Source organism: Roseateles asaccharophilus, from assembly GCF_004362405.1.
Lineage (GTDB): Bacteria > Pseudomonadota > Gammaproteobacteria > Burkholderiales > Burkholderiaceae_C > Kinneretia > Kinneretia asaccharophila.
In genome coordinates this window covers 74,221-94,116 of record NZ_SNXE01000003.1, presented here as the reverse complement: position 1 = coordinate 94,116, position 19,896 = coordinate 74,221, and the positions used below count along the sequence as shown (strand labels likewise).

At 68.2% G+C, this 19,896-nt stretch carries 18 protein-coding genes; 10 read left to right on the top strand and 8 right to left on the bottom strand.

Going from position 1 to position 19,896, the window contains the following annotated elements; all coding sequences use genetic code 11:
- Window positions 1-79 precede the first annotated feature (79 nt).
- Entirely contained in the window at window positions 80-2,317 is a 2,238-nt protein-coding gene (locus tag DFR39_RS08260) for a TonB-dependent receptor plug domain-containing protein (protein ID WP_133603090.1), read from the top strand.
- A gap of 75 nt (window positions 2,318-2,392) precedes the next feature.
- Here the strand turns inward: DFR39_RS08260 and DFR39_RS08255 are convergent, their stop codons facing one another.
- Both DFR39_RS08255 and DFR39_RS08250 read right to left on the bottom strand, forming a co-directional pair.
- Complete coding sequence (locus tag DFR39_RS08255; RefSeq protein WP_133603089.1) at window positions 2,393-3,073, bottom strand: cupredoxin domain-containing protein; 681 nt, start codon at window positions 3,071-3,073, stop codon at window positions 2,393-2,395.
- Between the two features lie 78 nt (window positions 3,074-3,151).
- Window positions 3,152-4,060: a LysR family transcriptional regulator gene (locus DFR39_RS08250; RefSeq protein ID WP_133603088.1), complete on the bottom strand. Its 909-nt coding sequence runs from the start codon at window positions 4,058-4,060 to the stop codon at window positions 3,152-3,154.
- Window positions 4,061-4,129: 69 nt separating this feature from the next.
- On the opposite strand from DFR39_RS08250, the gene DFR39_RS08245 reads away from it, so the two are divergent.
- Window positions 4,130-4,768: a class I SAM-dependent methyltransferase gene (locus DFR39_RS08245; RefSeq protein ID WP_133603087.1), complete on the top strand. Its 639-nt coding sequence runs from the start codon at window positions 4,130-4,132 to the stop codon at window positions 4,766-4,768.
- Between the two features lie 21 nt (window positions 4,769-4,789).
- On the opposite strand, the gene DFR39_RS08240 is transcribed toward DFR39_RS08245, so the two are convergent.
- Entirely contained in the window at window positions 4,790-5,719 is a 930-nt protein-coding gene (locus DFR39_RS08240; RefSeq protein ID WP_133603086.1) for a type 2 periplasmic-binding domain-containing protein, read from the bottom strand.
- Between the two features lie 176 nt (window positions 5,720-5,895).
- On the opposite strand from DFR39_RS08240, the gene DFR39_RS08235 reads away from it, so the two are divergent.
- Together DFR39_RS08235 and DFR39_RS08230 are read left to right on the top strand one after the other, a co-directional pair.
- A complete protein-coding gene (locus tag DFR39_RS08235; protein WP_133603085.1) occupies window positions 5,896-6,285 on the top strand; it encodes a DUF6394 family protein in 390 nt (129 codons plus the stop codon).
- Window positions 6,285-7,877: a potassium channel family protein gene (locus DFR39_RS08230; protein ID WP_133603084.1), complete on the top strand. Its 1,593-nt coding sequence runs from the start codon at window positions 6,285-6,287 to the stop codon at window positions 7,875-7,877. The genes DFR39_RS08235 and DFR39_RS08230 overlap by 1 nt, the downstream gene beginning before the upstream one ends.
- A 39-nt stretch (window positions 7,878-7,916) precedes the next feature.
- Here the strand turns inward: DFR39_RS08230 and DFR39_RS08225 are convergent, their stop codons facing one another.
- Window positions 7,917-8,576, bottom strand: coding sequence for an ankyrin repeat domain-containing protein (locus DFR39_RS08225; protein WP_133603083.1), 660 nt, complete (start codon window positions 8,574-8,576; stop codon window positions 7,917-7,919).
- A complete protein-coding gene (locus tag DFR39_RS08220; RefSeq protein ID WP_133603082.1) occupies window positions 8,573-9,244 on the bottom strand; it encodes a tellurite resistance TerB family protein in 672 nt (223 codons plus the stop codon). The genes DFR39_RS08225 and DFR39_RS08220 overlap by 4 nt, the downstream gene beginning before the upstream one ends.
- A gap of 233 nt (window positions 9,245-9,477) precedes the next feature.
- On the opposite strand from DFR39_RS08220, the gene DFR39_RS08215 reads away from it, so the two are divergent.
- The gene (locus DFR39_RS08215; RefSeq protein WP_162849460.1) at window positions 9,478-10,770 is read left to right on the top strand and encodes a GGDEF domain-containing protein; all 1,293 of its coding nucleotides are present in this window, start codon (window positions 9,478-9,480) and stop codon (window positions 10,768-10,770) included.
- On the opposite strand, the gene DFR39_RS08210 is transcribed toward DFR39_RS08215, so the two are convergent.
- Window positions 10,767-12,152 carry a sensor histidine kinase gene (locus DFR39_RS08210; protein WP_133603080.1) on the bottom strand — a complete coding sequence of 462 codons (1,386 nt, stop codon included), beginning with the start codon at window positions 12,150-12,152 and terminating at the stop codon, window positions 10,767-10,769. The genes DFR39_RS08215 and DFR39_RS08210 overlap by 4 nt on opposite strands.
- Entirely contained in the window at window positions 12,149-12,811 is a 663-nt protein-coding gene (locus tag DFR39_RS08205; protein WP_133603079.1) for a response regulator transcription factor, read from the bottom strand. The genes DFR39_RS08210 and DFR39_RS08205 overlap by 4 nt, the downstream gene beginning before the upstream one ends.
- A 117-nt stretch (window positions 12,812-12,928) precedes the next feature.
- Here DFR39_RS08205 and DFR39_RS08200 point away from each other — a divergent pair, with 117 nt between their 5' ends.
- The 4 genes from DFR39_RS08200 to DFR39_RS08185 are packed head-to-tail and all read left to right on the top strand — an operon-like array spanning window position 12,929 to window position 18,571.
- Window positions 12,929-13,639 (top strand): chitinase, encoded by a 711-nt coding sequence (locus DFR39_RS08200; RefSeq protein ID WP_133603078.1) that lies wholly within the window; start codon window positions 12,929-12,931, stop codon window positions 13,637-13,639.
- Between the two features lie 37 nt (window positions 13,640-13,676).
- Window positions 13,677-16,328, top strand: a complete 2,652-nt coding sequence (locus tag DFR39_RS08195) for a TonB-dependent receptor (protein ID WP_162849459.1) — start codon at window positions 13,677-13,679, stop codon at window positions 16,326-16,328.
- On the top strand, window positions 16,328-17,503 hold the full coding sequence (locus DFR39_RS08190) for a DUF5009 domain-containing protein (protein ID WP_133603076.1): 1,176 nt from the start codon (window positions 16,328-16,330) through the stop codon (window positions 17,501-17,503). The genes DFR39_RS08195 and DFR39_RS08190 overlap by 1 nt, the downstream gene beginning before the upstream one ends.
- Before the next feature lie 39 nt (window positions 17,504-17,542).
- Window positions 17,543-18,571, top strand: coding sequence for a lactonase family protein (locus tag DFR39_RS08185; protein WP_162849458.1), 1,029 nt, complete (start codon window positions 17,543-17,545; stop codon window positions 18,569-18,571).
- Window positions 18,572-18,582: 11 nt separating this feature from the next.
- Here the strand turns inward: DFR39_RS08185 and DFR39_RS08180 are convergent, their stop codons facing one another.
- Complete coding sequence (locus DFR39_RS08180; protein ID WP_133603074.1) at window positions 18,583-19,110, bottom strand: hypothetical protein; 528 nt, start codon at window positions 19,108-19,110, stop codon at window positions 18,583-18,585.
- A gap of 141 nt (window positions 19,111-19,251) precedes the next feature.
- Between DFR39_RS08180 and DFR39_RS08175 the strand changes: the two genes are divergently transcribed.
- Window positions 19,252-19,893 (top strand): hypothetical protein, encoded by a 642-nt coding sequence (locus DFR39_RS08175; protein WP_133603073.1) that lies wholly within the window; start codon window positions 19,252-19,254, stop codon window positions 19,891-19,893.
- Window positions 19,894-19,896 lie beyond the last annotated feature (3 nt).

The following is a 19,896-nucleotide window of genomic DNA, read 5'->3' as shown; positions in this document are numbered from 1 at the left end:
GAGTCCGGAAAACCGTTGCAAGGCCTTGATTCATTGGGGCATGGCTAGCCTGCAGGCTTCTTGTTACGGAGCCTGATCCATGCCCAAGTTTCCTGGCCTGCCGCCCGCCCACTGCCATGTGGCGGCTTCGCTTTTCCTGCTGCCCCTGGCCTGTGCGGCCCAGGATGCGGCGAACAATGAGGGCCTGGTGCGGCCGGAACCCTCCAGCCTGCAGCGGGTGGAGGTGGTCGCGCGGCAGAGCGCGACCGAATTGCGCCGCGCCGCCCGGCAGGCCAAGCAAATCGTGGGGCGCGAAGAGCTGGATCGATTTGGCGACAGCAATATTCTGGATGTATTGCGACGTCAACCGGGCGTGAGTATCGGCAGCGATGGTCCGAGTTTGCGGGGCTTGAGTGCTCGCTATACGCAGATGCTGATCAATGGCGATCCGGCGCCGGCCGGATTCTCGATTGACCAACTCCATCCGGCGCAGATCGAGCGCATCGAGATACTGCGAACGCCCACGGCGGAGCAGAGTTCGCAGGCCGTGGCCGGCAGTATCAACGTCATTTTGAAAAACACCCCCAGGCGCTCGCAGCGCAGTTTGCAGCTGACCTTGAACGATGGGCGCAAGCACCTCGACCCGGATCTGCAGCTGACCGTGGGCGAGAGCCAGGGGCCTTTGGCCTTCACCCTGCCGGTCTACTTCTCCGACTGGGAGCGCGAGTACAACCGAGCCGACATCGAGCGGCGCGGCCTGGGCGCTGACGGCCAGCTGGCGCTGGGCCAGCACCACAGCCGATTCGTCGCCTGGGGCGTGATCGCCAATGCCGCGCCGCGCCTGAACTGGGAGCTGGGCCCCGATCACAGGCTCTCGCTCAGCGCCTTCTTGCAGAAGCTGAACTGGAACGCCGGCATCGATACCCAGAACCGTGTCATCACGGGTCAGCCGCCGGAGATCGACGACCTGGACTTGCACCGTGACACCTACAACCGCAACGGCCAGGCCAGCTGGTCCAAGGGCCTGGCCGATGATCAGCGCCTGGAACTTCGCGCCGGCCTGCAGCAATCGAGCTGGCGCCTGGCCAACCAGAGCTTTGACGACAGCGGTCTGCGCACGCGCACCCTGGGCTCGGGGCGGGCCGAGGGCCTGACGCAATCGGGCAAGTACAACCGCCTGCTGGGTGAGGATCACGCGCTGAGCCTGGGCTGGGACCTGGAGCGGCGCGAGCTGCGGGAGCGCCGTGATGCGGTTGATGCGAACGGTCAGCCCCTGGCCGGCAGCTTTGAGGGCCAGCCCTATGAGGCCCGCGTGCTGCGCCAGGCCTTCTATGTGCAGGATGAATGGGAGCTGACGCCACGGTGGCAGCTCTATCTGGGGCTGCGCCACGAGCGCATCCAGACCCGCGGCCAGGCCATGGGGGCCGGCGCTGCGCCACTGAGCGCCAGCAGCCGCGTGAACTCGCCCGTGCTGAGCTTCAGCCACAAATTCGATGCCAGGGGGCGGCAGCTCTTGCGCGCCAGCCTCAGCCGCAGCTACCGGGCCGCCGACCTGAACCTGATGCTGGCGCGGCCCGTGGTCAGCGTGCAGTTCCCCCATGTCGAGCAGGCCAACACGCCGAATGCACCGGACCGCCTGGGCAATCCGGCACTGAAGCCCGAGCTGGCCACGGGGCTGGATGTGGCGTACGAGCACTACGGCGCGGGCGGCGCTATGTTCAGTCTGGGCCTCTTCCACCGTCGCCTCGAAGGCGTGGTGCGTCAGGTGCTGAGCCTGCGCGATGTGCCCTGGGCCAGCGTGCCGCGCTGGGTCAGCGAGCCGCAGAACTTCTCGAACGCCCAGACCAGCGGCCTGGAGCTGGAGGCCAAGGGGCGGGCCTCCGATCTGCTGCCCCAGCGCTGGGCGGACTCGCCAAGGGCGCGGACCCTGAGTTTGCGTGCCACCTTCAGCGCCTACCGCTCCCGGGTCCAGGGCCTGCCCGGGCCGGACAACCGCCTGGACGGGCAGGCGCCCTGGACGGCCTCGTTCGGCTTTGACCAGGCGGTGAGCGGCATGCCGCTCACACTGGGTGCCAGCCTGAGCCTGAGCCCCGGCTACAGCACCCAGCTGACCGAGAACCAGCGCCTGGATCGCTCGCGCACCCGGGTGAGCGAGATCTACGGCAAGTGGCAGTACAACCGGCAGCTGTCCTTGCGCCTGACGGCCAAGCAAGGCGCACTGCCCTGGGGCGGTCCGCCCAATCAGATCAGCACGCAATGGCTGCCCGACGACGCCTATAACCGCACCGACCGCCGCGCCACGCCGAACTACGCCCTGGTCATCGATATGCGTCTGTGAGCGGTGGCGTATGCCCCGCCCTCCCTGCAGCCGCTCGCAACTTCGCTGGGGGGGCGACCCAGGCTGGGCGATGCTTCAGTATCCGTAGGAGGGGCCGGCTGGCGCCCGCTTCTTGAGCGGCGCCACCTGGGTGGCCATCCGGACCGGTGCCATGCCCTCGAGCACCTGGATGGCCATGGCCGGCGTTTCCACCAGCTCGTCGGCATGCCAAACGCGCAGCCGGCCGCTGCCGGCCGGCACGCCGCTGAGCCTGAGCTGGCCCTGCGCATCGCTGACCGCGGCCCAGGGCGAATCGGTCACATACAAGTGCCCGCGCATCGAGGCATGCAAATGGCAGCCCAGCAGTTGCGGCCCGGTCTGGCTGTACTGGCGCTGCTCGCGCGCCGGGCTCTTGCCGGGCGTCTTGCCCGCAAGGCGGAAGGCATAGCCCTGGCTGGGGTCCAGGTACACCCCGCCGGGGCCGACCACGCCGCCTCGAACATGATGGTCCCAGCGATCCAGATTGACGAAGTTCACCTTGGTCGCGAGGTGCACCACACTGAGCGCTGGCACAAAGCGCATGCCTTCTTGCTCGATCGCGTGCTCCATCTTCGGCTGGGGGCGAGCACCGGTGGCCGTGCTCTCCAGGATCACGACGGCGTCTGGCAAAGGCTTGCCATCACGATCCAGCACCTGAATGCTGAGCTCTGCCGCCATCACGCTTCCTGCCAGCCAGAGCCCGCCCGCTGCAGCCGCACACATGGTCATTCGCGTCATTGCCGACTCCCGACACCAGGCTGTCGATCATGCCGCATCGGGACAAGTTCGCAAGCGCCGCCCGGGTGCCCAGGCCGCTCAGGGCTGGCGGCCCGAGGGGCTCAGCACGGCCGGCGAGGCCAGGGCTTCGGCCAGCAGGTCGAAGACCAGGCGTATGCGTCTGGCGGTGTGCAACTCCCTGTGGGTGAGCAGCCAGATCGGAAAGCGGACCGGCGGCACCTCGTCCAGCACGCGCTGCACATCCGGGCAGCTGGCCGCCACCTCGTCCATCATGGCGCCTATGCCCAGCCCCTGTCGGACCAAGGCCCAGGCCGTGGTCGCATTCTCGGCATAGGCGCAGAAGTTGTGCTCGCCCACCGGCAAGCCATGTGCCCGCAGATAGTCCAGATAGCGCCCGCTGCGATCCGAGCCCACAAAGCGCAGTGCCGCGGCTTCTTCCGCACGGCGTGGATGGCCGTGGCGCCTGATCCAGTCCTTGGAGGCATAGAAGCTGGCGCTGGCCTCGCGCAGCAGCCGCCCTATGAGTTCGGGCTCGCTGGGACGCACATGGCGCAGTGCAATATCGGCCTCGCGCCGTCGCAGGTCGGACAGGCTGTTGGTGGTCACCACCTCGATGCGCAGGCCCGGCGCCCGCTCGGCCAGCGTTTGCAGCACGGCTGGCAACAGGCAGGCGGCGACCATATCGCTGGCCGAGATGCTCACCACCCCGTCCACCGCCTGCGCGTGCCCGCTGGCGGCCAGGCTCAGCTCCTGGGCTGCAGCCCCCATGCTGCGGGCATGTTCCAGCAGGGCCAGCCCCGTGGACGTTGGCTGGAGAGAGCGCCCGATGCGCTCGAACAGGCTCACGCCCAGGCGCTTCTCGATGGCTGCGACCTGGCGGCTCAGTGTGGGCTGGGTCAGTCCGAGCCGCCTGGCCGCCTCCGACAGAGAGCCGGCCTCCGCGGTGTGCAGAAAGGCGCGCAGCTGATTCCAGTCCAGTTGATCCATGCGTCAATGCATTAGTGTTGTGCAATTCTGCGGGAATGCGGTTGGCTTTTGCATGGTTAGCATGGGCCCATGTCCAGCATCTCCCACCCCCAGCTCGCGTTCTGGAACCGTATCGCCCGCCGCTATGCCCGCGATCCCATCGCCGACATGCCGGGCTACGAGGCCACGCTGCATCGTGTGCGCGCACTGCTGAGCGCCGAGCAGGCGGTGCTGGAGGTGGCTTGTGGCACCGGCAGTACCGCCCTGCGTCTGGCGGCTTGCACCCGGCGCTATCTGGCCACCGATGTGTCGACCGAGATGATCGCCATTGCCCGCGAGAAGCTGCAGGCCCAGCCCGTGGCCACGCTGCAGTTCGAGGTGGCCGACGCCGTGCAGCCGCCGGCCGCGGGCTTTGATGCCCTGCTGGCCTTCAATGCGCTGCATCTGTTGCCCGATCTGGATGCGTCCCTGGCGGCCATGCTGCGAGCCCTGCGTCCCGGGGGACTCTTCATCTCCAAGACACCCTGTATCGGTGAAATGAATCCCTGGGTCGGGCGTCTGGCCATTCCGCTGGCGCGTCTGCTTGGCAAGGCGCCGCCGGTGCTGGTGTTCAAGGCCCAGGACCTGGTGGCCCGCCTGGAGCAGCAAGGCTTGCGGGTGGAGGCCGTGGAGCGTCATGGCACGCGGGGCAAGGACTTCCGCGTGTTCATCGTCGCTCGCCGACCCTAGTCGCCGCAGGTCGGCAGCGGCCTAGAGTCGCGTCCAGTCCCGGACCTCGGGGTGGTAGAAGCCCGACTGGGTGTAGGCGCGCCGGATCACGCCGTTGCGGCGCAGGGCTTGCAGCCCGGCGTTCAGGGCCACGGCCAGGGCCGGGCCGGCGGGATGACGCCGGGACAGCACGAAGTGCCGGGTACCCGGCATGGCGATCTTGAGCCCGCGCACGGGCAGCAGCGTGAGCCCGTCGACCTGCAGGCTCATGTCCGCGCTGGGCTGGAAGGGCGCGAGCAGCAGGTCGGCGCGACCGGCGGCCAACATGCGCGGCATCATGGACCAGTTGCCCACATGTTCCAGGCGCTCGCCCAGGCCCAGGCGGGTCAGGGTTTCCCAATCCCCCCGCCAGTCGCGGTTGGAGATCAGCCGCAGCTGCCGCAGATCGTCGAGGCTGCGGGCGGCTAGGGCCCGGTGATTGTTCGGCATGGCGTAGAGCCCGGCCTCGAACTCGCCGTCCTCCACCAGGGCCTGGCTGAAGATGAGATCCCTGTCCTCGGCCTCAAAGTCATGCCGCCAGTAGCTGGTGGCGGTGCAGACACCCAGGCCGCTGCGCAGATCGGCCTTGAGGCGGGCATCGGTGGGCCGGGGCAGCATGTCCACCGGCTGCGTGAACCGCGCTTGCGCCAGGCCCTTGAGCAGCAGCAGCACCTCGGCGACATCGCGCCGGGCATGGGCGCCGCCGAAGTCATCCAGGGCCAGCGCATCGCGGTCGCCCAGAAACAGGCGGTAGTCCCGCAGCACATCGTCGGACACCAGGGCGGGCAGCCGCTCGGCCGGCCGGCGCTGCGTGGGCGCGGCCACGCCCTGGGCCGTACGCGAGGGCAGCAGGGCGCCGCTCAGGGCCAGGCCCAGCCAGACCAGGGCGCGGCGCCGCGGGTCGCGCTCGGACTCGGTGGGTAGCGCTTGCATGCTGGCACTGTAGCGCCTGGCTCCCGCGCTCCCAAGCGGGGTTTCCGCCCTGCTGACGCGGAGCCAGACCTGGGCGCCATGTGGACGCAAGACCTCAAGCCGGGCGATTGATTGAGCATGTCGGGCCGGGCTGCGAGTGCAGCTAGACTTTCTCCACAAAACTCTGCTGCAAACCCATGAGCCTTGAACGCGTGCTCTTCGCCTTCGTCATCGTGCTGGCGCTGACGCTCAACGTCGGCTTCGTGGTTGGCGATATCGACAACCCGGACCACCACGACTCGGTGGAGCTGTTTCTGGCCATCATCGTGAGCCTGGTGGCCACGGTGATGAAGTTCGGGGATCGCTCTCCCCTGGGCTCCACCATGCTGGCCACCAGCTTGGTGGCCGATGTGCAGCTGCTCGCGGCGGCCGGCGTCTGGGGCGTGGCGGTGGCCCAGCTCGCGCCGGGGGCGGAGCTTGGGGCCAAACAGATGGCCACCATCGTCTCCTTTGCCACGGGTGCCATGGTGGCCAATGTGGTCTCGGTGGTCTTGCTGGTGATCGAGACCGCCAACCAGCGCCGCTGATGGCCACGGCGCGTGGGGCGCTCGCCGAGCGCAACAGCCTCTTCATCCTGCTGCGGCGCATGCGCCGGCCGCTGGTGGTGCTGATCCTCGCCTATGCGGTGGCCATCCTGGGCTTTGTGCTGGTGCCCGGCGCCACGCCGGACGGCCAGCCCTGGCGCATGGACTTTCTGCATGCCACCTACTTCGTGAGCTTTCTGGGCAGCACCATAGGCCTGGGCGAGATTCCCTATCCCTTCACGCCCATGCAGAGGCTCTGGGGCACCCTGAGCATCTATATGACGGTGGTGGCCTGGCTCTACAGCTTCGGCGCGCTGTTTGCCGTGCTGCAGGACCCCACCATGCGGCGCCTGCTGCTCCAGGGGCGCTTTTATCGGCAGGTCAAGGGGCTGCGCGAGCCTTTCTATCTGCTGTGCGGCTATGACGATGCCGGCCGCCGCGTGGCGCGAGAGCTGACCGCGGACGATTTGCCCGTGGTGGTGCTGGACCGCGACCATGAGCGCGTGGAGGCGGTGGATGTGGATGCCCTGTCCCTGCCCGTGCCGGCGCTGGAGGCGGATGCCAGCGATCCCCAGGTGCTGCTGGCCGCGGGGCTGCGTCATCCCATGTGCAAGGGGGTGCTGGCGCTGACCGGCGATGATGCGGTGAACACCAAGATCGTGCTCAGCGCCAAGATGCTGGCGCCCGATCTGCAGGTGCTGGGGGCGGTGAGCCATCATGCTTGGCATTCGCGCCTGGCCCAGGCCGGTGCCGACGCGATGATCAATCCCTTTGATGTGTTTGCCGAGCGCATGGCGATCGCGCTCAACGCGCCCAGCCTGCACATCATCTACGAGGCCATTACCGCCCAGCGCCAGACCGTGATGGCGCCGGTGCAGCCCCTGCCCCGGGGGCGCTGGCTGATCTGCGGCTGGGGACCCTTGGCGCGCGCCTTGCGGCATCGCCTGCGTGACACGGAGGTGGAGCTGCATGTGGTGGACCCCGAGCCCGATGCCAGCTGCGAGCGCCTGACCCGGGGCGACCCCACCGACGCCCATGTGCTGCGCAAGGCCGGCATCGAGACGGCCCAGCTCCTGGTCGCAGCCACGGTTGATGATCTGGACAATCTGGCGATTGCCATGGCCGCCCGCGAGCTGGCGCCCGAGCTGCCGCTCATCCTGCGGCGAACCCAGTCCCGCAACGCCGTGCTGTTCCGGGAGGCGGGGGCTCGGCTGGTCATGGCCACGGGCTACCTCATTGCCACCGAGGTGCTGCGCCACACGCGCGCGCCGCTGCTGGGCCATTTCCTGAGCCAGGCGGCCCAGCAGGATGAGGCCTGGTCGGCGGGCCTGCTGCAGCGCTTGCGCCAGGATGTGGGCGACGAGATCCTGGAAACCTGGACCCAGAGCGTCTGGCGCATGCAGACCTTGCGCGAGCTGCGGCAGCAGGTGGCGGAGCTGGCCAGCGACGCACCCATGGTGCCGCTGCTGCATATGCGCCTGGGGGTGATGCGCTTGTGCCCCGCGGAAGAGGACAAGCTGCTGCCCGGTGATCTCCTGCTGCTGGCGGGCACCCACCGCAGCCGGCGCCTCTACAAGGCCGCGCTCAAGCGCTGACGGGCGCCCGGCCGCGGTCCTGCCCGAGGCCGGCGGCCGCTAGGGTCGGGTCTTGTCCTGCAGGGTCTGGAGCAGCGGCGCACAGCCCCGGTGGAAGCGACTCTCGCGGGCGTAGTCCAGGGCGCGGCGACCATCCTGGTTGCGCAGTCCGACGTCGGCGCCGCGCGCCAGCAGCATCTGCGCGGCTTCGGGCCTGCAGAACTTGGCGGCCTTGATCAGGGCGGTGTCGCCGTCGACTTGATCCTGCAGATTGGCCGACATGCCGCGCTCCAGATACTTCTGGAGCGTGGGCAGATCGCCGCTGGCTGCGGCGTTGTGGAAGCTCAGCCGGTCCTGGCCTGAGAAGCTGTTGGCAGCACAGCTGCCGCGCCGAAACTTGAACACGCCACCGAACTGGCCCAGATGCAGCTCATCGCCCTGGAGCAGCAGGATACGGAAGCCCCGGTGGTGGCTCATCTCCAGCTCGTCCGGTGGTTTGAGGGACCAGCGCCCTTCCAAGTGGAAGGGCGGTTCCGACCAGCTGTAGCGCCCCTGGGGTAACCATTCCACCTGCGCCTTTTCGGGCCAGCTCTGACCCTGTGTCTGGGTCTCGTGCCAGCACCATTTCCCCTGCAAGGCGGCGGCCGTGGGCGGCTTGGCCTGGGCCACCGTGCCCAGCAGGGCGCAGACCAGACCCAGGGCAGCGAGCGGCGGCCTCATGCGCTCAAGGCCTGGGATTCAAGCTGGGTCTTGAGCGAGTCCGGAAGCTTGAGCTGGCGGGCCAGTTCGTCCAGATAGGCCCGTTCCATGAAGCTGGTTTCATCCACCACCAGCAGGCTGGCCAGGTACATCTCGGCGGCCATCTCGGGGCTTTGCGCCATGCGGGCCACCTCGGCGGGCTCCAGGGGGCGGCGCAGCGCGTCCTCGTACCAGGCGAGCTGCTGCGCATCGGCCTCAAGCCGTCGTAGCTCGGCCTGCAGCAGCTCGGTCTCGCGTGCATCCAGATGTCCGTCGGAGCGGGCCGCCGCCAGCATGGCCAGCAGCATGGCCCGGCTGTGTTCCTCCACCTCGGGGGCGGGCAGTCGGTCCACCGTGCGCGGGGGCGGAGTGCCGGCGCCGGTCTGCGCGGCCTCTTGCTGGGCCTGCCAGTGGCTGTAGGCCTTGTAGGCCATCAGCCCCAGGGCGGCAATGCTGCCGTACTTGAGGGCCTTGCCGCCATAGCTGCGGCCGCGTTTGCTGCCCAGCAGCAGGCCCAGCGCACCGCCCACGCCGCCGCCCAGGGCCGCGCCCTTGCCGAACTCGCCCAGCTGCGGACGTCCGCCGCTCTGGCCTTGCAGCATGCCCAGGCCGGACTTCAGCAATTGCTCCAGCATCGATTGCGCACTCATGCCCACTCCTCAAGCCCTTGTCAGATCAGTTGAGCAGCATAAGTCGGGACGAGTCCCCCTGTTTCAAGGTCTGCGCGGTTTTGTGGGCTTGGCAGTGAAGCCGCGCCTGCCACAATGACAGCGCTGGCCCCAACCGGCGCCGTTGGGGCATGCAGGGTGTGGGGTCCGGCGAACCGCCGGTGTCTGCTCGCTGCCCCCTCGCAGCCGCGCGCCGGCTCTGGAGTTGCTGGTTCATGGTCCTGCGTCGCCTGCTGCTTGTGCTGAGCGTGCTCACCCTGCTGGGGCTGTATGCCAATGCCTTCTGGATGACCCGGGTACTGCGGGTTGACGGGCATGGACCCGATCAAGTGGTCACGGCCGTGGATGATCGCGGGGAGGGTGGTCGCAGCGAGGGCCAGGTCTTGCCCGATGGCGAGGGGTGGCGGCTGCGATGCGAGATCCGCGCGGGGTATGAATGGCCTTTTTGCGATATGCAGCTGGCCCTGGGTGCCGAGGGGCAGGGCCTGGATCTGAGTGCTTTCGAGCTGCTGCGCCTGCGGGTGAGCAGCAGCGGGCCGGCAGGGCCCGTGCCCCTGCGGGTGTTTCTGCGCAACCGCGACCCCGCCTACGCCGGCAGCGGGCAGGTGGCGGACCTCAAGCCGCATGAGCTGGTGCTGGACCCCAGCCGCGAAGCGCAGACGGTGGATGTGCCGCTGACGCAGTTCATGGTGGCCTCCTGGTGGGCACAGCAGCGCCCCCTGCCACTGAAGCTGTCCGGCCCCCAGCTCAATGAGGTCGTGCTGCTGAGCTTCACCACGGGCGGCGGTCTGCCGCCCGGGCGCTACGAGATTCATCTGCAGCAGGCCGAGCTGCGCGGGCACTGGATTTCCGCCGCCAGCTTCCGGCTGGGGCTGATCGGGCTGTGGATGTTCAGCCTGCTGGGCTATCTGCTGTGGGAAGGGCGTCAGTCCCGGCAAAAGCTGGCGCACAGCATCCGCCGCAAGCTGGCCCTGCAACGCGCCCATATCGCCTTGCAGGCGCATTCCGAGGACCTGGCCGCGCTGGCCCATCGCGATGCGCTGACCGGCGTCTCCAATCGCATGGGCCTGGAGCATGACCTCCACCTGCTGATCCGCTCCCAGGATGACATGCTCTTCCCGCTGGCCCTGGTGTTTGCGGACATCGACCGCTTCAAGCTGATCAATGATCAGCATGGGCATGAGGTGGGCGACGAGGTGCTGCGCCGCTTTGCCGCCACGCTCAAGAGCAATCTGCAGCGCGAGGACCTGGCGGCGCGTTGGGGGGGCGAGGAGTTTGTGCTGCTCATGCCCCAGACCCATGCCGACGAGGCCGTGGTGGTGGCCGAGCGCCTGCGCGAGTGCCTGCGTTTGCAGGAATGGCCGGCCGGGCTTGTCGTGACGGCCAGCTTCGGTGTGGCGCAGTGCGAGTCGGCCCCGGAGGTGGATGCCAGCCTGCGCGCGGCCGACCGCGCCATGTACCAGGCCAAGGCCCAGGGACGTGACCGGGTGCTGCGGGCCGGGCCTTAGGTGCGCTCGAGGTCTGTGGCTGCCCGCGGCATGCGCAGCGTGGCGCACAGGCCTTGCCCCTGCGCGCCCGCCGCCAGCATGACCCGGGCGCCGTGGCGGGCTGCCGCACGTTCCACGATGGCCAGCCCCAGGCCGCTGCCGGCCTGGTCCTGATCGGGCAGGCGGTAGAAGCGTTCGAACACCTTTTCGCGCAGGGGCTCGGGAATGCCCGGCCCCTGGTCGCACACGCTCAGGGACACGGCCCTATCATCCTGGCTCAGGCTCACCATGATCTGGCTTTGGGCGGGGCTGTACTTGATGGCGTTGTCCAGCAGGTTGTCGATCAGCGAGGCCATGCTTTCGCGGTGCAGGCACAGAGGCAGCGCCTCGGGCGCCTTCAGCTCGATATCGATGCGGCGTTTCAGGGCCAGCTGGCTGGCTAGCACGATGCGATCGCGGGTGAGGGCGACCAGATCGAGCTCACGCCGCTCCAGCTCGATATCGGCGGACGAGCGCGACAGGGACAGCAGCTGGTGCACCGTGTGCGTGGCACGCTGCACGCCCTCGTCCAGGCGCTGGCGGGCCGCATCGGCCTCTTGAGGATCGCGGCTGCCGGCGAGCGCCTCGGCATTGAGCCGGATCACGGCCATGGGGGTCTTGAGCTCATGCGCTGCATCCAGCAGGAACTCACGCTCGCGCTGCTGCCGCTCGCGCAGCTGGGCCAGCAGGCTGTTGACGCCCTCCACCACGGGGGCTAGCTCCACATAGGCCGAGGGGGGCAGGGCGCGCAGGTCCTGGGGCGAGCGGTTGGCAATCTGCGGGCCGATGCGACGTAGAGGGCGAAAGCCGCGCCGCAGCAGCAGCCAGGCCAGCAGCATCAGCAGGGGCACGCTGTAAAACAGGGGGCGGGTGTAGTAGGCCAGGCCATTGAGCCCGAAATGCCAGTCGCCGGGGACCTCCTGCCAGCGTCGCACCAGCAGCGCTTGCGAGGGCTCGCTCAGCTCCACATAGAGCCAGGCCGCGTCTGGCGCATGGCGCTGCTCGTCCGGTGGCGGGCGCCGCGCAATCTCGGGGGAGGCAAAGCGGTGCAGCAGCTCGCCGCCGCGCCAGACCTGGAGCAGGATGATGGGCGGCTCATAGCCCATCTGTCGCCACTCCTGGGCCCGCAGCCGCTCCAGCTCGGCCAGCACCTCCTGGAATTTCTGCGGTTCCTGGGCCCAGAGCCGGGCCTGCAACCGCACATGCTCGGCCCAGACCTGATTCCAGGCCTGGCCGTTGCGGGCCTGCACCACCTTGACGTCATGGACCTCGCTGGCCAGCATGCCCAGCCAGGCGGCCAGCAGCACCGCGTAGAAGGAGAACAGGGCGCGCTTGAACAGGGACTTGCTGGGGGCCGCCTTCATGCCTTCTCCAGCACAAAGCCCACACCCCGCACGGTGCGCACATAGCCCTCGCCGATCTTGCGGCGCAGATTGAACATATGCACATCCAGGGCCGCGCCCTCGCTGCGGGCCAGCGCCCGGCTTTCGAGCTCGGCGCGGGTGAGCACCCGGTCGGGGTACTTCATCAGGGTCAGCAGCAGGGCGAACTCGGTCTTGGACAGGGCAATGGTCTGGCCCGCGCGGCTGAGCTGCTGGCGCCCTTCGTCCAGCACCAGATCGCGCACGCTCCAGAGTTGTGGCTCCTCAGGGGCCTGGGCCCGGCCGCTGCGGCGCGTGACGGCCCGCAGCCGGGCCAGCAGTTCGGCACCCACAAAGGGCTTGATCAGGTAGTCGTCGGCGCCCTCGTCCAGACCCTGGAGGCGGTCCTCGATGCCGTCGCGCGCCGTGATCACCAGCACCGGGAGCTGGCTGTCCCGGGCGCGGATCTCGCGCAGCAGGCTCAGGCCCTGGCCGTCGGGCAGGCCCAGGTCCAGCAGCAGCGCATCCGGCGCGGCCTCCGCCAGCTGCTGGCGTGCCTCCGCCAGCCGGCGGACCCAGACCACCTCGTGATGGTCCCGCTGCAGCACGGCCTGCAAAGACCGGCCTAGTACCAAATCATCCTCAAGCAGACAGATGCGCATGGGCTCGTCCAGGGGTGGCTATCAGGGATTTCCTCGATCAGGTCTTAAGAAAACCTTTATGGATCCTCGCGGCCTGCTGGTGGATATTTGATACCAATCCAACACCAGAACCCAGATGTGAAACCCGCTGTACTGATTGTTTCGGGGCTGCTAGGCCTGCTCACGGCCTGCGCCCATGACCCGCAGCCGCCAGCCCCGGCGCGCTTCATGCCCAGCGAGGCCGAGTTCGAGGCCCTGTTTCCCCAGCGTCTGCCCTTCTACAGCTACGCCGGCTTCCGCGAGGCCGTGCAGGCCTTTCCCGAATTTGCGGCGCGCGGGGGCGAGCAGCGCCAGCGTCAGGAGATGGCGGCCTTCTTTGCCAATCTGGCCCATGAGTCGGACTCCCTGCAGGCTCTGCGCGAGTACAACACCGCGAACTACGGGCTCTACTGCGATGCCGCCCGTGCGCCGGGCTGCGCCCCGGGTCAGCAGTACTACGGCCGCGGTCCCATACAGCTGTCCTGGAACTTCAATTACGCGGAGGTCGGCCGGGTGCTGGGCGTGGACCTGTGGAGCGATCCGGATCGGGTGGCCCGCGATCCGCAGATCGCCTGGGCCACGGCCCTGTGGTACTGGATGAGCCAGAGCGGCCCCGGCCGCATGACTCCGCATCAGGCCATGGTGCAGGGCGCCGGCTTTGGCGAGACGGTGCGCAGCATCAACGGGCTGATCGAGTGTGACAAACCCGGCGATGAGCTGGTGCAGCGCAAGCTGGCCCGGCGCATCGCCTTCTACCAGACGGCCAGCGCCCTCTTTGCCGTGCCCCCGCAGTCACCGCTGGCTTGTTGAGCCTGCCGTGCCGCCAGACTACAAAAGGAGACAGACCGTGAGAAACCTGCCAAGCCCCCTGCGCCTGCGCCCCACCGCGCTGGCGGCCACCCTGATGCTGAGCCTGCCGGTGCAGGCGCAGCAGGCCCCGTCGAGCCCGGCCGAGACCCGGGACAAGAAGGAGTTGCCCCAGGTTGTGGTCACGGCCACGCGCACGGCCACCGATCTGCTCAAGACGCCGGTCTCGGTGACCGCGCTCAAGGCCGACGATCTGGTGCGGGACAACGTCAAGGAGATGATGGACCTGACGGGCATGGTGCCCAATCTGCAGCTGGGTCTGTCCAACGGTGACTCGGGCGTGCTGGCCGCCATCCGCGGCGTGACCTCGACCAACTTCACCGAGATCGGCGACCCGGCCGTGGGCATCCACATCGACGGCATCTACTCGCCGCGGCCTCAGGGCTCGCTGGCACTGATGTTCGACCTGGACCAGGTGGAGGTGCTGCGCGGCGCCCAGGGCACGCTCTTCGGCCGCAACTCCACGGCCGGTGTGGTCAACATCATTCCGGCCAAGCCCGACTTCAAGAGCAACTACGGCTGGGTCTCGGCCCAGCTGGGCAATTACAAGGGCCGGCAGCTGCGCGCGGTGCACAACCAGAGTCTGGGTGAGAACTTCGCCCTGCGTGCCGCCCTGATGGTGGACAAGCGCGACAGCTATATCGAACAGGAGCAGGATCTGCGCGATCGTGGCGTCAAGCTGCCCACGCCCGACGGCAAGGGACGCTTCACCCCCGATGGCAAGCCCGACAGCGATCAGCGTCTGAACCGCAAGGTCGGCCCCTCCGAGGCCTATGGCAACTCCGATCAATGGGCGGCCCGCCTGACGGCGCGCTGGGCCATCAGCAAGACGCTGGAGTGGACCGGGGGCTTCGAGCACTACCAGAACAGCGGCGCGGGCGATGTGGGCCTGAAGGACTGCGAGATGGCCGCGGGCACCCGTTGGGCCTGCGGGCCCAAGGGCCAGTGGCATGCCATCATCAATGTGCCGGGCAAGATCGATATGAGCATCGACACCCTGCGCAGCAATCTGGTCTGGAAGCTCGATGAGCGCACCGAGCTGGGCTACAAGCTGGCCTATGCGGTGCAGCAGCGCGCCCAGAACCACGATGACGATGGCGGCCAGAGCTGGCTGGACAGCGAGGTGGACGTCATGCAGCCCTGGGGCAACTGGGGGCGGCAGCATGCCCTGGATCGCGCCTCCTACACGCTGGACTCCCGCTACAAGAGCTGGGTGCATGAGCTGCAGCTCAAGCAGCAGGCGCGGAACTGGCGCTATGTGGCCGGCGCCTTCCTGCTGGATGAGAAGAACCAGATCAACTTCGCGCAGGATATGCTGGTGGAGGCGCCCTACGGCATGCCTTATGGCCAGTTCTATGCCCAGCCCGATCGCCGCATCGCCTCGCGCGGCCTGTTCGCCCAGGGGGATCTGCAGCTGGCCGATCGCCTCACCGGCACCGCGGGCATACGCTTCAGCCGCGACAAGCGCAGCGACAACGGCGGCATCTCCGCCGGACTCTGGGATGCCGGCACGCCCTGGTACTACAACGGCAAGCACACGCCGCCCTGCGTGCCCGGCCTGTGCACCCCGCACAACGGCAGCGACCTGAGCCTCGCCATGGGCCCCTTTGCCGGTCTGGGCGTCTACCCCTCGCCGGTGGTCAACAGCTACAGCAAGAGCTGGAGCAAGACCACCTACCGCCTGGGCCTGCAGTACGACCTGAGCAAGACCGATATGGTCTTCGCCTCCCTGGCCACCGGCTATCGCCCCGGCGGCTTTGGCGACAAGTTCGACACCTGCGGCGGCGGCACCTGTGTGGACGGTGGCAGCAAGAAGTACAGCTTCCTGGACTACGGGCCCGAGACCACACGCAATATCGAGATCGGCTACAAGGGGCGTCACTACGGCAACAAGTTGGAGCTCAGCGCCACCTACTTCAACACCCAGTACAAGGGCATGCATGTCACCGGCATGACCGCCGTGGGGCAGAAGAAGCTGGACCGGACCTGTGCCGACTGGGAGCCGGCCTGCGATGTGGTCAATGCCTGGAAGACCGAGAACATCGGCGACGCCAAGATCCAGGGCCTGGAGCTGGAGTTCAAGCTGCTGCCCTGGGCCGGTGGCAATCTCTCGGGCTATCTGTCCTGGCTGGATGCCAAGGTCAAGTCCTACCCGACCTATGACGACAGCTGGATGTGCGGCTACCGCAAGGACTTTGGCGCCCCCGAATGCGCCCCCGTCTATATGGGCAGCGACCCCAGCAAGCGCGGGCGTCGCATCCTGGATGTGACGGGCCATCAGCTGCCCTATGCGCCCAAGACCTCCTTCGCGCTCAACTACGCGCATGAGCTGGGCCTGGGCGACTACCGCCTCACGCCCAGCATCGGCATGCGCTACCAGAGCCGCATGTACTTCAGCGTGCGCAATCTGGACAACGACAAGATCGGTGACTACCAGAAGGCCTATACCAACTGGAATGCCTCGCTGCGCATCGCGCCCGCCAGCGAGGACTGGAGCGTGGAGCTCTGGGGCACCAACTTGAGCAACAACATCGTCAAGAACTGGATGGGCCAGGGTCTGGCCGGGGGCTATACCTTCAACAGCTACAACCCGCCCCGCATGTACGGCCTGCGCGCCACCTTCAACTACTGATGCGCGCAGCGAACCCTGCGGGCCGCAGTCTGGCCATTGACGCCTTCCGTGCCCTGACGGTGCTGCTGATGATCACGGTCAACGAATGGAGCGGCGTGGCCGGACTGCCGGTCTGGATGAAGCATTACCCGGCCGATGCCGATGCCATGAGTTTTGTGGACATGGTCTTCCCGGCCTTTCTCTTCATCGTCGGCATGTCCATCCCACTGGCCCTTGGCCAGCGTGAGGCGGCGGGCGAGCCCCCGGGACAGATCCTCAGGCATGTGCTGATGCGCAGCCTGGGCCTGCTGGTGCTGGGGGTGTTCATGGTGAATGCGGAGTCGGGCTTTGCCGCCCAGGCCATGCCCCTGCCCATCGCGGCCTGGGCCCTGCTGGCCTATGCCTGCGCCTTCCTGGTCTGGGGATCGCTGCGCGGCGGGCCGCCCCTGGCCTGGCCCTGGCGTCTGCTGGGCGTGCTGGGACTGCTGGCCCTGGCCCTGGTCTATCGCGGTGGCGAGTCGGGGCAGCTGGGCCTGCGGCCGCAGTGGTGGGGCATTCTGGGCCTGATCGGCTGGGCCTATCTGCTGGCCTGTCTGGTGCATCTGCTGTGCCGCGCCCATCCCGCCAGACTGCTGCTGGCCCTGGGTCTGGGCCTGCTCTATGCGCTGGCGGCGCGCCATCCGGGGCTCAATCAGCAGCCCGGCCTGGCCCTGCTCTTAGGTGCTGGCGGCCATGTGGTGCATGCGCTGATCGTGGTCTGCGGCATGCTGTGTGCGGCGCTGTCCCGCGGGCCGTCGCGCCAGGTCTGGGGGCAGGCCCTGGCCCTGGCGACGGGGCTGGCCCTCTTGGCGGCCCTGCTGCGGCCCTTGCATGGCATTTCCAAGATCTACGCCACGCCCAGCTGGGCCCTGTTCAGCGCCGCGGCCTGTGTGCTGATCCATGCCCTGTTGCAGGAGCTGATCGATAGGCGCGGTCTGCGGGGCTGGACGCGCTGGCTGCAGCCCGCCGCCGCCCATCCCCTGCTGGCCTATCTGCTGCCCTTTGTGATCGCGGCCCTGCTGCAGCTGCTGCAGCTGAGCATGCCCGCCGTGCTGCGCAGCACGGTGCCGGGCCTGCTCTGGGGGCCGTTCTACGCCCTGCTGATGCTGGCCTTGGTGCGGGGTCTGAGCGCTGCGGGCCTGCGCCTGCGCCTGTGATCCATGCGTCGTCGTCATGTTCTTCTCACGCCACTTGCCATGAGCAGCCGCCCTGTGCAGGCCCGATCCATGAACCTGGCCTATCTGGGCGGCTATGGCAGTGCCGGCCTGGCCGTGCTGCGGCAGGATCCCAGCAGCGGCGCGCTGCAGGAGCTGCAGCGTCTGCAAGAGCCGGGCGAGCCCAGCTGGCTGTGTGCCTCCGCGGACGGGCGCCTGCTCTACAGCGCCAACGAGGGCGACAGCACGCTGAGCGTCTACGAGCGCGGGCCGCAGGGGCGTCTGCAGCGCCTGCAGCAGGTGGCCAGCGGCGGACAGGGACCGGTGCACATCAGCCTGCAGGGCGCCTGGGCCGTCGTGGCGCACTATGGCAGCGGGGGCCTGGCCTGCTGGCGCCTGGACGGGCAAGGTCTGTTGGCGGGACCTCCGCGCATCGTGGGCACGGCCCTGGCCCCCGGTCCCAGCCATGCCCATATGGCCGGCTGCGATCCGGGTCAGGGCTATCTGCTGGCCAGCGATCTGGCGCAGGATGTCTTGCTGAGCTGGCGCTTCGAGCCCGGGCTCGGCCCTGCAGATCAGCCCCAGGTCTGGCGCGCACCCAAGGGCGCGGGCCCCCGCCACTTCCAGTTTCATCCGGGCCTGCCGGGGCAGCTGTATCTGCTCCATGAAACCGCCTCCAGCCTCAGCTGGCTGCAGCTGGACGTCCGCCGTGGTGCCTTGGAACACCAGCTCACGCTCAGCAGCCTGCCGGCGGGCCACACCGAGACCAGCTATGCCTCGGACCTGCGCCTCTCGCCCTCGGGCCGGCATCTGTACGCGCTGAACCGTCTGCACGACTCGATCGCCATCTTCGAGCTCAATGCCGAGGGGCGGCCGCGACTGCTGGGGCATGAGCCCACGCGCGGCAGCTATCCGCGCAGCGCCTGTTTCGGGCCGGACGGGCGCTGGTTCTACACCTGCAACCAGCGTGGCGATTCGCTCAGCCGCTTCTGGGTGCGGGCCGATGGCGGTCTGCACTATGCCGGGCAGCAAGCCATGGCCAGCCCGGCCATGCTGCTGTTCGTGGGCTGAGCGACAGGGCGTCAGTACGGCAGGCTGGCGCAGTTGGCAACGCCGAAACGGTCCACCTGCAATCGCAGCGACTGCCCCTGCCGGTAGCGTGCCCAGCGCGCCTGGGGCAGGGGGCATTGCCAGCTGCGGCCGTCGGCCGCGGCGAGCAGCAGCTCGTAGTGCTCCCGCCGTCGGCCCAGGCGCTCGAGCTCGGGCTCCAGCGTGGGCGTGGGCGCCCAGAAAGGGGCGGGGGCCAAGGCACTCAGGCCCTCGCTGCGAGCGCTGCGGCGTGGGCGCCAGGTGGGCAGCTGGTAGCGGCAATGCTCGGCGCGGCCGCGTGAGCCTTGAGGGTCCTCCAGCCAGCGCCGGCTGATGTCCTGGGCTCCCGCCGGCAGTTCATCGCACCAGGCCGAGCCGCTCTCCAGCAGCAGGCGTTCCACCTCGATATCACGCTGCCAGCGTTGGTCCAGCACCTCGACACGCACACCGCGCGGCCCGAGCACCTGCCAGCTCAGCAGCAGCACCGGTAGGGCGAGCACCGCGCGCAGCAGCCAGCGCATGGGATGCGTCGCTGGGCCTGCCGAAAACCTGCTGGTGCCATGTGGCTGAGTGGGCGGAGACATGTGCAATATTGTCCCCTTGGCTCGACCAGCGCTTGGCGCGGCTTGGACGACGTCGGTGTTTTGACACGAGCCTTGCAAATGCGATTTGTCTGTGCCGTATGTCAGCACTGCCAGCGGCTGCGCCAGCCCATCCTTGCGGATTGCCTGCGGTTTTGGTGCAAACTCAAGCCAGCGTTGTGGAGGGTATTCGTGCAACTCGGGGCTTTGCAGATCAAGCTGAGCGAAGTGTGGGCGAGCCTGACCGGGCAAGCTTGTGCTTTTGAGGCCGCCGCCCCCGACCCGGAGTTGTTGGTCGATGATGCTTGCTTTTCCTTGCCGATTACCGAGGGCCTTACCGGCTACGCGAGCCATGTCCGCGCCCGGGTCCTGTTGCGGCTGGGGCGCCGGGAGCTGGGCCTACTGGCCTCCGCCATGTTCGGACGGCCTTGTGTCGAGTTGCAGCCTGCCGATGAACAGGATGCGGGCATGGAACTTTGCAATATCTTGAGTGCCTGCCTCCTGGACTGCCTGGGCGACACCAGCCTCGCGCACCTGGGATTGCCGCAGGTGCTCGACGCTTCGAGTTGGCAGCAGCTGTATCAGGGCACGCCGGCCCTGGTGCAGTTTGTTGCCGCCGATCCGAGGCAGCGCATGGCCGTGATCATGATCGAGTTTCCCGCCGAGACGGGGGAGGCTTGCCAGATTGACCTGCAACAGCCCGGCTCGTCTTCAAGTGAGTGATGA

Excerpts from the sequence above, each read along its gene's own strand:
- DFR39_RS08205 (WP_133603079.1), bottom strand. The coding sequence starts at position 12,811 with ATGCGCATCTGTCTGCTTGAGGATGATTTGGTACTAGGCCGGTCTTTG.
- DFR39_RS08190 (WP_133603076.1), top strand. The coding sequence starts at position 16,328 with ATGCGCGCAGCGAACCCTGCGGGCCGCAGTCTGGCCATTGACGCCTTC.
- DFR39_RS08220 (WP_133603082.1), bottom strand. The coding sequence starts at position 9,244 with ATGAGTGCGCAATCGATGCTGGAGCAATTGCTGAAGTCCGGCCTGGGC.
- DFR39_RS08255 (WP_133603089.1), bottom strand. The coding sequence starts at position 3,073 with ATGACGCGAATGACCATGTGTGCGGCTGCAGCGGGCGGGCTCTGGCTG.
- DFR39_RS08230 (WP_133603084.1), top strand. The coding sequence starts at position 6,285 with ATGGCCACGGCGCGTGGGGCGCTCGCCGAGCGCAACAGCCTCTTCATC.
- DFR39_RS08225 (WP_133603083.1), bottom strand. The coding sequence starts at position 8,576 with ATGAGGCCGCCGCTCGCTGCCCTGGGTCTGGTCTGCGCCCTGCTGGGC.
- DFR39_RS08210 (WP_133603080.1), bottom strand. The coding sequence starts at position 12,152 with ATGAAGGCGGCCCCCAGCAAGTCCCTGTTCAAGCGCGCCCTGTTCTCC.
- DFR39_RS08240 (WP_133603086.1), bottom strand. The coding sequence starts at position 5,719 with ATGCAAGCGCTACCCACCGAGTCCGAGCGCGACCCGCGGCGCCGCGCC.
- DFR39_RS08185 (WP_162849458.1), top strand. The coding sequence starts at position 17,543 with ATGAGCAGCCGCCCTGTGCAGGCCCGATCCATGAACCTGGCCTATCTG.
- DFR39_RS08215 (WP_162849460.1), top strand. The coding sequence starts at position 9,478 with ATGGTCCTGCGTCGCCTGCTGCTTGTGCTGAGCGTGCTCACCCTGCTG.
- DFR39_RS08250 (WP_133603088.1), bottom strand. The coding sequence starts at position 4,060 with ATGGATCAACTGGACTGGAATCAGCTGCGCGCCTTTCTGCACACCGCG.
- DFR39_RS08260 (WP_133603090.1), top strand. The coding sequence starts at position 80 with ATGCCCAAGTTTCCTGGCCTGCCGCCCGCCCACTGCCATGTGGCGGCT.
- DFR39_RS08180 (WP_133603074.1), bottom strand. The coding sequence starts at position 19,110 with ATGCGCTGGCTGCTGCGCGCGGTGCTCGCCCTACCGGTGCTGCTGCTG.
- DFR39_RS08175 (WP_133603073.1), top strand. The coding sequence starts at position 19,252 with ATGCGATTTGTCTGTGCCGTATGTCAGCACTGCCAGCGGCTGCGCCAG.
- DFR39_RS08235 (WP_133603085.1), top strand. The coding sequence starts at position 5,896 with ATGAGCCTTGAACGCGTGCTCTTCGCCTTCGTCATCGTGCTGGCGCTG.
- DFR39_RS08245 (WP_133603087.1), top strand. The coding sequence starts at position 4,130 with ATGTCCAGCATCTCCCACCCCCAGCTCGCGTTCTGGAACCGTATCGCC.